This window comes from Polynucleobacter rarus, assembly GCF_003072505.1.
GTDB classification, from domain to species: Bacteria; Pseudomonadota; Gammaproteobacteria; order Burkholderiales; family Burkholderiaceae; genus Polynucleobacter; species Polynucleobacter rarus.
In genome coordinates, this window is sequence record NZ_NTGB01000001.1 from 967,923 (window position 1) to 982,830 (window position 14,908).

Annotated in this window: 16 protein-coding genes; 8 read left to right on the top strand and 8 right to left on the bottom strand. The window is 38.5% G+C overall.

The genetic code is table 11. The features are described from left to right. Positions 1-21: 21 nt before the first annotated feature. The 4 genes from AOC35_RS04500 to AOC35_RS04515 all read left to right on the top strand — a co-directional run bounded on the left by AOC35_RS04500 (position 22) and on the right by AOC35_RS04515 (position 4,660). Positions 22-1,464, top strand: a complete 1,443-nt coding sequence (locus AOC35_RS04500) for an NAD-dependent succinate-semialdehyde dehydrogenase (RefSeq protein WP_211307548.1) — start codon at positions 22-24, stop codon at positions 1,462-1,464. Positions 1,465-1,596: 132 nt separating this feature from the next. After that, complete coding sequence (locus tag AOC35_RS04505) at positions 1,597-2,127, top strand: DUF3302 domain-containing protein (protein WP_108645964.1); 531 nt, start codon at positions 1,597-1,599, stop codon at positions 2,125-2,127. After that, positions 2,120-3,271, top strand: a complete 1,152-nt coding sequence (locus AOC35_RS04510; protein ID WP_108645965.1) for an HlyD family secretion protein — start codon at positions 2,120-2,122, stop codon at positions 3,269-3,271. The genes AOC35_RS04505 and AOC35_RS04510 overlap by 8 nt, the downstream gene beginning before the upstream one ends. A gap of 9 nt (positions 3,272-3,280) precedes the next feature. Then, a complete protein-coding gene (locus AOC35_RS04515) occupies positions 3,281-4,660 on the top strand; it encodes an efflux transporter outer membrane subunit (protein WP_108645966.1) in 1,380 nt (459 codons plus the stop codon). 57 nt (positions 4,661-4,717) lie between these two features. On the opposite strand, the gene AOC35_RS04520 is transcribed toward AOC35_RS04515, so the two are convergent. From AOC35_RS04520 to AOC35_RS04540, 5 genes are all read right to left on the bottom strand, one after another. Then, positions 4,718-5,545, bottom strand: coding sequence for an enoyl-CoA hydratase/isomerase family protein (locus tag AOC35_RS04520; RefSeq protein ID WP_108645967.1), 828 nt, complete (start codon positions 5,543-5,545; stop codon positions 4,718-4,720). Between the two features lie 31 nt (positions 5,546-5,576). Further along, entirely contained in the window at positions 5,577-6,281 is a 705-nt protein-coding gene (locus tag AOC35_RS04525; protein WP_159077476.1) for an ABC transporter permease, read from the bottom strand. Between the two features lie 65 nt (positions 6,282-6,346). Next, the gene (locus AOC35_RS04530) at positions 6,347-7,138 is read right to left on the bottom strand and encodes an ABC transporter permease (protein ID WP_108645969.1); all 792 of its coding nucleotides are present in this window, start codon (positions 7,136-7,138) and stop codon (positions 6,347-6,349) included. Continuing rightward, a complete protein-coding gene (locus AOC35_RS04535; RefSeq protein WP_245898426.1) occupies positions 7,138-7,908 on the bottom strand; it encodes an ABC transporter ATP-binding protein in 771 nt (256 codons plus the stop codon). The genes AOC35_RS04530 and AOC35_RS04535 overlap by 1 nt, the downstream gene beginning before the upstream one ends. Before the next feature lie 15 nt (positions 7,909-7,923). Beyond that, positions 7,924-8,889 carry an ABC transporter substrate-binding protein gene (locus AOC35_RS04540; protein ID WP_159077477.1) on the bottom strand — a complete coding sequence of 322 codons (966 nt, stop codon included), beginning with the start codon at positions 8,887-8,889 and terminating at the stop codon, positions 7,924-7,926. Positions 8,890-9,090: 201 nt separating this feature from the next. Here AOC35_RS04540 and AOC35_RS04545 point away from each other — a divergent pair, with 201 nt between their 5' ends. The 3 genes from AOC35_RS04545 (at position 9,091) to pcaC (ending at position 11,051) form a co-directional block, all read left to right on the top strand. Then, positions 9,091-9,921 carry an alpha/beta fold hydrolase gene (locus tag AOC35_RS04545; RefSeq protein ID WP_108645971.1) on the top strand — a complete coding sequence of 277 codons (831 nt, stop codon included), beginning with the start codon at positions 9,091-9,093 and terminating at the stop codon, positions 9,919-9,921. A gap of 21 nt (positions 9,922-9,942) precedes the next feature. Then, the gene (locus AOC35_RS04550; protein WP_108645972.1) at positions 9,943-10,599 is read left to right on the top strand and encodes a flavin reductase family protein; all 657 of its coding nucleotides are present in this window, start codon (positions 9,943-9,945) and stop codon (positions 10,597-10,599) included. A gap of 74 nt (positions 10,600-10,673) precedes the next feature. Then, entirely contained in the window at positions 10,674-11,051 is a 378-nt protein-coding gene (gene pcaC / locus AOC35_RS04555; protein ID WP_108645973.1) for a 4-carboxymuconolactone decarboxylase, read from the top strand. 54 nt (positions 11,052-11,105) lie between these two features. Here the strand turns inward: pcaC and AOC35_RS04560 are convergent, their stop codons facing one another. Continuing rightward, positions 11,106-11,987: a DUF6279 family lipoprotein gene (locus AOC35_RS04560; RefSeq protein ID WP_108645974.1), complete on the bottom strand. Its 882-nt coding sequence runs from the start codon at positions 11,985-11,987 to the stop codon at positions 11,106-11,108. 208 nt (positions 11,988-12,195) lie between these two features. Here AOC35_RS04560 and AOC35_RS04565 point away from each other — a divergent pair, with 208 nt between their 5' ends. Then, positions 12,196-13,290, top strand: a complete 1,095-nt coding sequence (locus AOC35_RS04565) for an amidohydrolase family protein (RefSeq protein ID WP_108645975.1) — start codon at positions 12,196-12,198, stop codon at positions 13,288-13,290. A gap of 76 nt (positions 13,291-13,366) precedes the next feature. Here the strand turns inward: AOC35_RS04565 and AOC35_RS04570 are convergent, their stop codons facing one another. Next, the gene (locus AOC35_RS04570) at positions 13,367-14,293 is read right to left on the bottom strand and encodes a helix-turn-helix domain-containing protein (protein ID WP_108645976.1); all 927 of its coding nucleotides are present in this window, start codon (positions 14,291-14,293) and stop codon (positions 13,367-13,369) included. 286 nt (positions 14,294-14,579) lie between these two features. Next, complete coding sequence (locus tag AOC35_RS15870; RefSeq protein ID WP_159077478.1) at positions 14,580-14,744, bottom strand: hypothetical protein; 165 nt, start codon at positions 14,742-14,744, stop codon at positions 14,580-14,582. Positions 14,745-14,908: the final 164 nt, after the last annotated feature.

Sequence of the window (14,908 nt, forward strand, 5' to 3'; positions counted from 1 at the left end):
GAAGTAAATTAATCTTCAGGAATAAACACAATGAATTACGTAGACACAAAACTCTATATTAATGGTCAATGGTGTGATGCCAGCGATGGTAAAACATTACCGGTAGTTAACCCAGCAACGGGTCTTGAAATCGGTCGAGTTGCACACGCTACGATTGCTGACTTGGATCGTGCTTTGGCTTCCTCCCAAGCAGGATTTGAATTATGGAAAAAAGTTCCTGCCACAGAGCGTGGCAGAATCATGCGCATAGCAGCGAATAACTTACGCGAAAGAGCGACTCAAATTGGTACACTCATGACGCTTGAGCAAGGTAAGCCATTAGCAGAGGCAAAAGGCGAAATTATGATGGCCGCTGAGGTTACTGAATGGTTTGCCGAAGAAGGTCGTCGAGTCTACGGCAGGGTGGTACCGCCGCGTGACTTTAGCGTTAATCAAAGTGTTGTTAAGCAACCTGTTGGACCAGTTGCAGCTTTTACACCTTGGAACTTTCCGATTAATCAAGTTGTGCGTAAACTTTCAGCGGCCCTGGCTACTGGCTGTTCAATAATTGTGAAAGCTCCAGAAGAAACACCAGCATCACCAGCCGGTTTAATTCAGGCATTCTTAGATGCTGGCGTGCCAGCCGGCGTCATTAATTTAGTCTATGGTAACCCAGCGCAAATTTCTGATTATTTAATTCCGCACCCGATTATTCGTAAAATTACTTTTACTGGTTCAACCGCAGTTGGAAAACAACTAGCAGCCATGGCTGGTTTGCATATGAAGCGCGCTACGATGGAGTTAGGTGGTCATGCTCCAGTGATTATTGCGCAGGACGCAGATGTCGAATTAGCAGCAAAAGCAATCTCAGGTGCAAAATTCCGTAATGCGGGTCAAGTTTGTATTTCCCCAACCCGTTTCTTAGTTCATCAAGATCTTGAGGCGGCATTTGTTAAGGCCTTAGTTGGCCAAATCAATACGATTAAGGTCGGTGATGGTCTTGCGGACGGTACATCTATGGGACCTTTAGCTAACACCAGACGATTGAATGCAATTACCCAATTTGTTGAAGATGCTGTCCAAACAGGCGCTAAAATCGCCACTGGTGGTCAACGTATTGGTGATGTAGGAAACTTTTTTGCGCCTACGGTTTTAACTAATATTCAACCACAATCTAGGGTATTTAATGAAGAGCCATTTGGGCCGATTGCCGCCGTAAAAACATTTACGAATTTAGATGAGGCAATTACTGAAGCAAATCGTCTAGCCTATGGCTTGGCTGGTTATGCTTTTACTTCATCCTTGAAAAATGCGCATCAAATTACGCAAGATCTCCAAGTTGGTATGGTTTGGGTTAACCAACCCCCAATGGCTTGGCCGGAAATGCACTTTGGTGGCATCAACGATTCTGGATATGGTTCTGAAGGTGGTATTGAAGGTTTGGAAGCTTACTTAAACTTAAAATCTATCTCCATTAAACAGTAACAGTTTAGGACCTTAAAGTTGTTTCTTTAAGATTATTGCTTTGGGGTCCTTCCTTAGGTTTTTAAATGAAAAATAGCGATTTCATAACGAATTGTTAAAATTGTTAAAAAAATCATTACGAGGTGTATTTTGTTGAATCAATCTAAAAAGATAGTGCAAGCTTTTTTAAGTGGTCTTTCCTTATTCTTCATCTCCAGCCCTGCTTTTGCGATGGCGGAAGGAATGGAAGAGGCGATTGCTGACAAAATGGTGTGGTTGATCATTATTGTGATGCCTATTGCATTTATCTATGGGTATTGGAAAATTCATATTCTGCCTGAAAAATATGCCGAAAAAGTGCACCATCCGCATCTTAAAACGATTAAAGTTTTATGTTTTCTATCGATTCTTTTTGGTGGTCTCTTTTGGCCACTGGCCTGGTTGCTAGCGTATTCGAAACCCGTCTTATATAAGATGGCTTACGGCACAGATAAATCCGATGAATACTTTAAAGAGCATGCAGTGGAACATGCAGGTGTGCCTGTGGATTTAGCAATGGTCAATGATGAAATTATGCAATTAGAAGAAAAACTTGCAGGACTGAACCAAAAGCGTGACTTAATCAAACAGATTCGTTCTGCTAATCAATCCTTGAATTTAGCAAAGGCTGAACATCATGCTTGAACTCATTATTGGCGGGTATGCAGCGGTTATTTGGTTGGTCTTCATTAAGCTCAAGCTATTACCTTGGAATATTAAATCCCAATTGGGTGCAGTTGCAGGAGCTTTGTTTTTAGCAGCAACCATTATTTTTACGGTCAATGTCATTACGCCTGTTTCTGAAGATGTTCGAGTCATTAATATGGTTTCAGAAGTTACAACGAGAGTGCCTGGATTGGTTAAACGCGTTGCTGTAGAAGGTAATGTGATGCTGAAAAAGGGGGATATCTTGGTTGAAATAGATGACACTCCCTATCGTCTGAAAGTAAATCAATTAAAAGCCCAATTAGCAGATGTTCAAGCCAATGCCAATAATCTTAAACAAGATCTTGATGCTGCCAAAAATAATACAACTGCTGCCAAAGCCCATTTAGATTTAATGAATCTTCGTTTAGAGGAATCTACTAAATTGGCTAATGCCGGAGCCGGCAATCAATACGATGTCGAGTCTTATCGCACTGAGGTACAAAAAGCCTTAGCTGCCCTTAATGTATCTAAAGCAAATGAAGTAAAAGCAAATTCGAAGTTAACCGCGATGGTTGGTGAAGATAACGCTTCAGTGGCCACTGTCAAAGCGCAGTTAGAAGCAGCCCAATATGATTTAGATTCTTGTATAGTGCGAGCTCCAGCTGATGGTTTCGCTGTCAATGTGGTGGTTCGTCCAGGTAACTATGCAGTTGCCATGCCGCTTAGACCGCTGATGAGTTTTGTTGAGAATGAACAACGCATTATTGCTTTCTTTGATCAAAACGAATTACGTTTAGTCAAACCAGGTGATAAAGCTGAAATCGCGATGAGAACGATTCCTGGCAAAGTTTTATTTGCAAAAGTAGATTCCATCATTTGGGCAAATGGCGGTGGACAATCTGTTCAGTCCGGAGTGATACCTAATACACCGATGGAACATTTGCATGCTCCCTTGCCACAGAAATACGCTGTACGATTGAAGTTAAATCAGGAAGATCCAGAAGATGCACCTTATCTTGCGATGGGTGCACGGGGCGTCGGTGCTGTTTATACGGAACACATCAAGCCATTGCATCTTCTTAGAATGGTCGTTCTTCGCTTAGACGCGAAGATCAATTATTTAATTTTTAAATTACCATAACGAGAAGCGATGAAAAGATTTCTTCTGGTAAGTGCTCAGATGTTGATGTTACTAGGTTTGTATGCCTGTACTTCTACTTCACCAATGCAAGAAAAAATTGTGGCAGAAGCGTTTAATCAAACTTCTTTGCCTGAAGTCTGGCAGTCTAGCAAGACACAGGGAGAGTTCGATCAGCTGACACTCGGTTTTGAGGTGTCCCCTGAATTATTGGCTTTGATCAAAGAGGCAATTGCCTACAATGCGGATTTAAAAATGGCTTCGGCCAGAATCGATCAATCTAGGGCGACATTAAAAGCTGTTGGGGGTAGTCTAATGCCAAGTATCGGTATTGGAGCTCAAACTGGGACATCAACGATTCCAACCTCTACTGCTGCGATTTCTGGAGCAGGTCTTATTGCTTCATGGGATTTAGACTTGTGGTCTAGGATTCGATCCGATCAAAGTGCTTCTCAGTCAAGACTGATGTCAGCGGAGTTAGACGCCTCTTATACAAAGCAATCCATCGCAGCTCAAGTAGTGAAGTCATGGATTGTGATTACCGAACTAATGCAACAAGTTCAATTGTCTGAGAAGATGCTGACAATTACCAATCAACAGCTTGATCTCATGAAGGTGGGTTTAAAAGTTGGACGTAATTCGCAACAAGAAGTGTTGCTCAATGAATCGATTCTCAGAAATTATCAAAATCAGCTATTGGCAAATCAGCAATCTTTAGGGAATGCCAAGCGAGCTTTAGAAATTCTTTTAGGCCGCTATCCTGCGACGCAAGTTCAAGCAGCCCAATCATTTTCTAAAACTCTTAGTGAATTACCAGCGGGTATTCCTTCTCAAATTTTATCGAGAAGACCCGATGTTTTAGCCGCTGAGGAAAGATTTAAAGCGTCTTTTCAAGATGTTGAGTCAGCTAAAAGAGCCAAATTACCTAGTATTAAAATCACAGGTGGAATTGGTTATATTGAAAACTCAGCTATTCAGTTATCCAACGCAATTAGTAATCCTATTTCATCACTGACCGCCCAACTCTTAATGCCTCTTTTTCTAGGTGGTCAATTAGATGCACAAGTAGAAGCGAAAACTGCGGCCCAAGCTCAAAGCCTTGCTCAATATCAAAAAACAGCTTTAAATGCCCTATCTGAGGTAGAAGGTGGACTTGCCAATGATCGAATCTTGAAGCAAAGAGAAGTCGCTATGCAAGCTCAATTAGAGGCCTTACAGTCCTCAGTGAAGTATGCCCAAATCCAAAAAGATGTCGGGAAAGGGGAAATGTTGCAATATCTTCAACAGCAATTAAATACTAATAATTCACAAGCCGCTTTAATCAAATTACAGAGTGAAAATCTACTTAACAGGATATCTCTTCATCAGGCTTTGGGTGGCAAGTTTATATAGAAAAATTGAGGTTGAATAGTTAATTCTCGAATTGATTTTTTTCGCAGATGTCCGTTTTTAACGGCCCTCAAATTTGGGTTTTCTATTTTCTGCGTGTGCTTTAATGCCTTCATCGACATCATGACTCCACTCCAAAGAGTGTCTTAAAACTTTTGAAAGTTCTGCTGCTTCAGTAAAACCACTCTGCATTCTGGTTCTAATGATGCTTTTAGTTCCTTTAATTGCTAATGGACCTTTTTCATTGATTTGCTTGGCAATTTCCATTACTTGGCTATGAAAATCATTGGTATGAAAAACGTCCTGCACAATGCCCCAAGCTTTCATTTGTGTCGCATCGAGTTCTTTTCCTAAACAAATAATTTCTAATGCACGTGCAGCACCGACGATGGTTGGAAGCCGAAATGGAGCACCCGCTCCAGGAAAGCCGCCCCAGCCAGCTTCGGGTAATTGCATCAATACAGCTTCTGACGCATAGCGAAGGTCGCACGCAAGCGCTAGCTCGAAGCCTCCAGCTATGACTTTTCCATTGATAGCACCGATGACAATTTGGGGAAGTGACTCTAATGCATTAAAGACCTCATTAGCAAAGCGCACTAATTGAACAACAGCATCCTTTGACATCTCTGCTCTTAATTTTGGATTTAAAAGCCCAAAAGAAAATACATTTTGACCTTTTCCAGTAATAACTAATACGTTCGCAGATTGGTCTTCTTTCAATTGCTCAATAATGAACTGCATTCTTTTTAGAACATCCCAATTAATTCGGTTGAAATCATCCTCTCGATCAATGGTTAGGAGAATAACTCCTTGGTTCCTGGTTAATTGAACACCCTCGGGGAAGTTGCTTATTCCCTCAATAATTTTTGAATATCCTGATTGGTTCATGCTGTTAAACCTTTTAAGCTTAGATGATTGATTAAAGTTGTTGTTTCGGTGGCCAACTTTTAGTGAAATATTTTTCTAAATAGTTACTTGCTAGATTAATGAATAGTCCTAAAATACCGACAATAACTAGTACTCCATATACCTGTGATGAGTTGTAATTTCTTTGTCCAGCGATCATAATACCGCCCAGTCCATTACTCCCAGTTAACATTTCAGTTAAGAGAGTAATGACAATTGCTAAGGGAATCGTTACTCTAATGCCAATAATGGCATTGGGAATCACTGAGGGAATCACAACTTTGAAAATTAATTGCTTTTGAGATAAATGTAAAGCTTTACCCATATCCACTAAGCCAGAATGCATGTTATCGATACTTGATACAACATTGAGAAGAATTGGCCATATGGTGGCAAAAACAATGACTACAATTTTCATTGAATCGCTATATCCCATTAGGAGAACTGCAATCGGAATGACAACTGGGGGTGGAATTGCTCTAAAGGATTCAAAAGAGTAAGTGGTCCACTCTCTGAATTTTCGGTTCACACCGATAATGATTCCCAAAGAAAATCCTAATGTTGTAGAGAGAATTAAACCTATGCCAAATATCCAAAAGGTCTCTTTGATGGCAAATTGAATTTGACCATTTTTCCAAAGTTGTTCGAGCGCCATTAGCCAATAACTCGGTGCAGGAAAATGTGGAGATGGACCATCTGAAAATAATTGCCAAATCATTAGCAAACTAATGATAGGAAGTAATCCTAATATAACTCGATAAAGCGACTTTAAATAAATTGGCATCATTGAACAAGTACCTTCTGATTGAGACGGCTTGTAGGTTTGCCTGGTGATAGTCGGTCCACAATCTTACTAAGTAAATAATTGATAAAAACATTAATCAATGCAATCGTAAATATATAAGCAAACATATTTGTTGGCTTCATTGCTTGTTGCTCACGAATAATCGCGTATCCAATACCATTCGGACTACCAATCATTTCAGCGACGACTGCCATGATGATCGATAGGGATAGACTAATACGAAGTCCAACTAAGATGGAAGCTTTCGCACTCGGAATAAAAACTTTATAAATCTTTGCAAAGTTAGTTAAGCGAAGGGAAGCTACTACTTCATAAAGTGATTTGGGAATGTTGACGATGCCACCCATCGTGTTCACAAGTACAGGCCATAGTGCGGGCAAAATAATGACAAGTAATTCCATTTTTAATGAAAAGCCAAATAACAGTAGACCAATTGGTGCAAACGCAACTCCTGGCCAGGGCCTCATTACCTCAATGCTTGTAGAGGTATATTTATAAAAAGTCTTTGATAGCCCTAATAAAAGACCAAGAAAAATGCCAGCAAAGGATGCAACTGTCCAACCAAGCATTGCAGCAAAAAGAGTATGAGCAATTTCTTCCCAGTATTGTTTCAGGGTTAGTAAATCAAACCATGAAAAGAGGATAGCTGATGGTGCTGGTAAATTATCAAACTGAATCAGAAATCGAATCAAAATTTCCCAAAAAAACAGGAAAAGGAAAACGCCAGCAATTCCTCTAAATGATAAGGAGGAATTTTTAACAAAAGTCATTAATGCCCCTTTATAGACTCATGAATCAATTTACGATACTGTAAAAATTCAGGAAGTCCTCTTGTTGTGAGTTGATCTCGATTGGGCGACAGAGAGATATCAATGGCTTCAAATATTTCACCGGGTGGACCACGCATGATAGAAACTTGGTCACCAATGTAAATGGCTTCTTCGATATCATGCGTAATAAAAACTATTGAAATATTGGTTTGATCTCTGAGTTTTAATAACTCATCTTGCATACTTGCTTTAGTCATTGCATCAAGTGCTGCAAAGGGCTCATCCATTAGTAGCACGTTGGGTTTGGTAGCTAGAGCTCGTGCGATTTGAAGACGTTGTTGCATCCCCCCAGATAATTGCCATGGGTAATCATTTTCACGGCCAGTAAGGTGAACCTGTGCAATGGCTTCTTTTACCCTAGCTGAACACTCCAACGCACTTAAAGAATCTTCTATCGGGAGTGAAATATTTTTTTCAACAGTTCGCCAAGGTAATAAAGCATTGGCATAGTCTTGAAATACAAATGCCACACCTTCAGGAGGGCTAGAGACTTCCTTATTTTGATATAAGACTTTTCCTGAAGATTTTTGAGTTAAACCTCCCATTACTCGTAAAAGAGAGGTTTTTCCGCATCCCGATGCACCAACAATAGTGTAAATCTTGCCAGCCTCAATTGTGAGATGAATGTTTTTTAAAATCGAGCGTTTCTCTTCAGGGTTACCAATGGGTAACTCAAGAAAAAGATTTTCTATTTGGTAAATAAACTTCACTACTAACTTAGCGGCTTAATTTTTAAATACGATTTTATTTGCATCAACCGGTAAATTGAGAGTACCTAAGTCACGAAGAGCTTTTACCCATACCTCAATCTGAGATGGTTTGATAGCGGAGTCGTAATAAGGAAGAGGAATTTTTTCTGTAACCGCAGGAGGCAAATTAGTATATTTCCCCAAAATAGACCTTGTCTCTGGCCCGTTCTTATCAATAAATTCTTTAGCTTCATTAATTGATTGCGTCCATTTTGCAACGGTTTCTTTGTTATTTTTTGCCCAAGTACCGTTTGCTATCCACATGACAAACAACGCAGGATCATCAACAGCTAACAGGGGATCCCCTAGAGTCATAAAGTCTGGCTGGCTAAGTATTTGTCCAACGAAAGGTTGGAGCAGTTCTAAGGCATCTACTTTAGAGCCTTTTAATTGATCTACCATATTGGGGAATGGAACTTCTACAGCACGAATCGAATTAGGATCAACACCATTTTTTTTCAACCAAGTCAGTGTAGCCACATGCATAATTGCACCGATAGTTGGGGTAGCAATTGTTTTACCAGATAAATCTTTGATACTGTTGATACCAGCATTTTTCTTTACGACGAATTGCATTGACATATGGCTTGATGATTCAACCACACCGCCAGTGATTGCAACTACATCAATCCCATTTGCAGCCGCTTTAATTAAATCTGGTGGAGTGGATGCGGCTATATCAAACTGTTTGCCCATGGTGGGTGGGAGTAAAGAAAGATTTTGAATTGGGGTCAAACTAACGTCTAAACCATTTTTCTTAAAGATTTCTTTTTCTTTAGCTACCCATGCTGGTAGCCAGGTTGCAACTGGAACGTAGGCAACTCTCACTGGAGTTAAATTTTGAGCTACGACGACATTGACGTTGGATATCATCAAACAAGAAAAAATACCCAGTGCAGTTATACGTAATTTTGTAAGTGGGAGTATCAATTTACTATTCATTTTTTGTCTCATTATTTTTTATTTTGAAAATATTATGTTCTAACAATATCAGAATTTTTTAGAATTGAACAAATAAATAGGGGTTATCCACTATAAATTTGAGTTATCAAGAACAAAAATACCTTAAATTTAAAAACGACAAAATTTGCTATATTAAGATAACAAGTTAAATAATTAATTAAAAAATAAGGAGACCAAAAAATGCCATTTGCAAACGTGAATGATACGGAGTTATATTACGAGATTAAGGGCGAGGGTGAACCACTTCTTTTAATCCCAGGCCTTGGCCTTGATCATAAATACTATCGCTTAGGAGAGCCTTTACTAAGTAGTCATTGTCAGACGATCCTTGTAGATCCGAGAGGAATTGGGCAGTCAAGAAAAGATCAAGTTGAATATACTGCTGAGTTATGGGCTGATGATTACGCAGCCTTATTAGATCATTTAAAGATTGAAAAAGCTCATGTATTAGGCTCATCCTTAGGAGGTACAGTAGCTCTTGCCATGGGAGTTCGACACCCCAATAAAGTTGCATCACTCATTATCGCTGGAGGTTTTTCTGAATTAACAAGGTCGGTAGAGATGAACTATGCCTTACGAAAAAAAATGATTCCTAAATTAGGAATGGGTGAAGAAATGGCAGAGTTTATGGGCTTATGGATTATGACCAGAGAGTTCATCGATAGTGACGAGGGACAGTTAGTTCTAGAGGCTAGTAAAAAAAATGTTCAACAAAACCCCGCTGACTTATACATTAAATTTTTAGATTCTATTCTCCGACTTGGTCGAAGAGTGCCAGGAGGTGAGGTGCCTCTTTTAACGCAACAAATTAAGGCTATTAAATGTCCAACTTTAGTAATGTGTGCTGACAATGATCACTTTATACCGTCAAGCTTAAGTCATGTCATTGCAGACAATATTGAAGGCTCAGAATATGTTGAAATCAAAAATGGTGGTCACATCCCTTTTATCGAAAAGCCAACTGAAAGTGCCAGATGTGTTTTAGATTTTATCAACAAGCTAACTAAATAACTCTTAATTGCAAGGTTTCTAATGGATTTAAAAATAAACGAATTATCACAGTATGAACGATATAAGTTTTTATCGGCATTGGTAATTCCACGTCCCGTTGCTTTTGTAACAACCAAGAATGCAGAGGGTAAGCATAATGCTGCTCCCTTTAGTTTTTTTAATCTTTTTTCTGAAGATCCTGCTTTAGTTGTATTGGGATTTAGCCATCGACCTGATGGAAGAAGTAAAGATACGATCAATAACATTCGTGCAAGTGAACAATTTGTTGTGAATATGATTGATAAAAACATTATTGGTGCAATGCATATTGCTTCAGCAGATTTTTTACCTGATGAAAGTGAAATTGATTTTGCTGGTATTCATTTGAGTCCAAGCCAGGTTGTTGATGTGATGAGGATTACCGAATCTCCTGTTAGTTTAGAGTGTAAAGTTTTTGAAATTAAAGATTTATCAGAAAGAAGAGCATTAGTTTTAGGGGAAGTATTATCGATCCATATTAAGGATCAAATTTTTGATCCAGCAACGAGAAGAGTGATTCCTGAAAACTACTCACCAATTGCTCGCTTATACGGTAACGAATACGCATGGTTAGGTAAACGATATTCCAAGGCTATTCCAACAAGAGATGAGATTCGTGAAAAGGGTCTAAAGGCAGGAGATATTCCTGAGGATGATTAAGAAAATATAAGAAAAAGGTCTCTTTATTGTCTTTGATAAATCGCTTTAATTAATTTAAAAATGGAGAAATATAAATGAATCGTGATTCGTTTGAAAAAGGCTTAAAAACTCGTCGTGAAGTTTTAGGCTCTGAATATGTCGATAATTCAATTAAAAATGCAGATGATTTTAATTTGCCTATGCAAGAGTTAGTCACAGAATATTGTTGGAATGAAATTTGGAATCGTCCAGGCTTGCCACGACGTGAAAGAAGTATCATCAATTTATCAATCATTACAGCTCTAAATCGTCCCCATGAATTTAAACTTCATGTTAGAGGAGCTATCAACAACGGCCTTACTAAAGAGGATATTCAAGAAGTACTATTACAAACTGCCATTTATTGCGGTGTTCCTGCAGCAATCGATAGTTTTAGATTGGCGAAAGAAGTTTTCAAAGAAATGGGTATTTAGACTAGTTTAGAGTTTGCTATTTGGTAACTCTTAATAGAAACTCTAAATTTTGAACTATTTAGATTTTTGCGAGATTAAAATTTGTAAGTCGTTTTCCCAAGCTTTAATTTTTTCCTGTGATTTCTTGCGTTGGCTTTGATCTAGTAACTCTGTAGTTTTAGATAGAATAATGCCACTGTGCAAGTCTCTCTTTTTCTCAAATTCTTTTTGCTCTGGGGTGCTGCCTAGTTCAATTTCAGTAAAAAGTTGATTTAAGAGTGTTTTTACTTGAGGAAGTGGTGGTTGCTCTGAGCTTATTTTCTTAAGAGTGTTCATCATTAGTTGTTGCTTAAAAATGCGCGTCTGATAAATGATTTGCATATCAAGTAAATACTCTTTCGCAATATCTCTTAATTGTGATTTTTGTGATTTACTGAGATTACCAGTAAAAGCCTCCGTTCTCTCAATGATTTTTTCTAAACGATTATTCAATCTGTCGTCTGGACTGCCTTTGAGATAATCATTTTGAAATTTAATATTGGACTTGTTAAAAGTATTCTGTAGATGTTGCAATTGATTTGCTTGTAAAGTTAAAGCAAGTTTTGCCAAATCTTCTTGAGCAAGGTAAATGGATTCCTTCGATAGAGTTTTTAGTTCATGAACGATTAAAGTTCCTTCTTCTTCACTCAAAGGGCCATCTATTTTTGCTTTTAATTGACGTAACTTTTGAAGCGCTTTAGGCAACTCCTCTTGACGGTGTTTTTTTAATAATGTTGGAATTGCTTGAGCATAAAATTTTTCTTGATCATCTGTAAAGTCGATGTAATCATCTAACCACCACTTTAAGAGAAAATCAGCTTGGTTGTATGCTATTTGAATTGAACTACAGGAACTGACTAGGAAACTGAGGACTAGAGTTAATAAAATTCGGCAAGAGCGGGCTTTTGTTATAGGCATTTATGAGGTGGTTTTTTGAATGAAAGTGCTCTGCATGTCTTCACTTCTCGGATATCTTACTATAGTTATACGGAAGTTTAAACTTCTCAAAATTATTACTCTGAGGTGGTTTACATTTATTATTGAAAGTACAAAAATTTTTAATTTAAATGATTTAGTTCCTGTTTAAGTTATAAGTTATCAATTAATTTCCTAAAGGGAGTTGGAGATGTCTACAAGACGTAATTTTTTAAAACAAGGTAGCGCATTATTTGGTGGTTTAAGCTTTTGTTCCTGCCATTTATTAAACATTGCTAACGCACAAAATTTGCCGATTAAAAGACCTCCTGTAATCATTGCCGGTAAAAAGATTAAAGCGATTGATGTTCACGCGCATTGTTATTTTCAGGAAGCGATTGATTTAATGGGGTCAGAGGGTAAGTCTGTTTTAGCCCCAACGCGGGGTCAAACGAAGAATTTTATCAACGTTACTGAACGTGTGAATGCAATGCAAGCTCAGGGTATCGATATGCAAGTATTGAGTATCAATCCCTTTTGGTATAAAAAAGATCGTGAAACTGCAGAGGCGATTTGCAAAATCAATAACGTTAATTTATCAAAGCTCTGCGCAGAAAATCCTGAACACTTTGCTGGTTTTGCTTCTCTTGCAATGCAATTCCCTGATCTTGCAGTTCAGCAGTTAGAGGAAGCTGTAAAAAAATATCGTTTAGTCGGAGCGGCAATCGGTGGGAGTGTAAGTGGTGATGATTTTTCAAATCCGCGTTATCACCCTTTGTTTGCAAAGGCACAAGAATTAAATGTGGCTTTATTTATTCACCCTCAGAGCACGCCTCAACTAGCCTCAAGGTTCAAGGGTAATGGCTGGCTTTCAAACTTAATTGGTAATCCCTTAGACACCACGATTGCATTACAGCATTTAATTTTTGACGGGACTTTAGATAAGTTTCCGAATATTAAAATCATTGCGGCACATGGTGGAGGGTACTTACCATCTTACGCTCCCCGGTCAGATCATAGTTGTTTGGTGTCACCAACGAAGTGCGATCCGAACATCGTTTTAAAGAAAAAACCCACAGAATATTTAAATCAATTGTATTTTGACTCATTGGTTTTTACATCAGAGGCCTTAAGACATTTAAAAGCGCAGGTTGGAGCTAGTCAAATTATGATTGGTTCGGATCACCCAATTCCTTGGTCTGAAGAGCCTGTGAATCATATTATGGAAACCCCAGATCTGACAGATGATGAGCGAATCGGAATACTCAGTGGTAATGCTGTTCGAGTTTTAGGTTTGAAAATTTAAGCGTATTTTTCAGTTAGAAGAACTACTTCACTCTAGGTTTCTAAGTATTATTTCGGTAGAAGCCTTTTGGGGAATGTTATTCGATTTGATCTACTTTGATTTGGGCAAGTTCAGTGGCTTCCAAGCGAATGGATTTAATTTCTGGATTCGGTGTCTTTACCTTCCAGCCCTGAAAATAAATGTCAAATTTACTTAAGTTAGTGCTGATTACTGTAAATGGTGCCTGGCCATAAATTGAGCGAGATTGTCCAGCCTCTAGATCAAGAGGAAATGATTGATTTTGACTATCCATTACACAAACAGTTTGGCGTTCGCGACTTAAAATGTAAACCATTTCACCCGATTTGCTGGGATTTGCCGTGCGATAAATTTCAGATCCTGGACCTTGATAAGAGCAGGGGATGGATTCGTTGTTTACCAACACCTTCTTGAGCTCAGGTTCTTCATTAGTTACAGGGCTAGGTAATTCTGTAACGGTTTTTTCAATAGGGGGAGTTTCAACAACTTGATCATTTTGCTCTTGGGTAGGTACAGGTTTTTGAACTAATTGCATTAGGTCATTTGTCTTTAAATCATTCGAGAAGATAATTACTCCAGCCACGATTGCAATAGAACTGAAAACTAAAGTAGGTTTAATCAGTGGATTTTTTTTAGCAGTCGATGGCTTAACATTAGCTTTAGTAAACAGATCATTACTGATGGGCAGTGTTAAAGTAATTGGGTCCACAGCAGTGGAGGCTGTCGAATTACTATTTTCTTGAAACTCTTGATTAATTAAGTAGTCAGTTTCATTTAAACCCAATGCAGCTCCCACCTTTTTAGCGACTTGGATTTTATGAGATGCTGTAAAAAAAATAACTGACTTATTATTTTCTAGTTGAGAAATGTGCTCCTTGGATAGGCATACTTTCAAAGCAAGCTCGTGCGGAGTTAAGCCTTGAGCTTCTCTTGCTAGCTTTAATTTAGATCCATCAACTTCAATAATTGCAGTGTTTTTATTCATGGGTTAATTCTAGAGAATTTTTATGACATAAAAGCGACGACTTTTAGAAGTTTTATTAGTAAGTGGTCTTAAATTTTTAAACTAAACTTTAATATATAAATTTGAGCATTTTCTAAGAAAAAATGTCTCAAGAATTTATAAACATTCTAGCCTAATATCATGGTTATTAAAAGATTGTTAATAAATTATTTATCTAATCGTGCGGAAAACATCTTCGTTCAGGGCGAGGATGCATAGCACGGACAGCCTGTCTGTCCCAGACGTTTCTATCTTGTGAATATACGTTTTATTGTATAGAATGACAGTATGCTGCGACCTCAAGCGTATCAATTTGAGCTAATGCCTTATTTTCAACAACAGCTGTATCTGCCTGAGTTGTGGTCAAGTATCGAAAGACAAGCGCAAGACGTAAGCCAAGTTCGAGTGCGTAGAGTGTGGATATATTAAGCACGCCGACCTGGTGGGTGCGATCAATATTTTAGGGCGAGGACATCGCTTGTTAGCCTGTGGAGAATTTGTGCTGTCAGGCCACTCCGTGAAGCAGGAACTCGCCGAAGCGACGCAAGCTCTAGCAGTGTGAGCGAAGTCGGAATTTCCATCATTTAGGGGAAGATG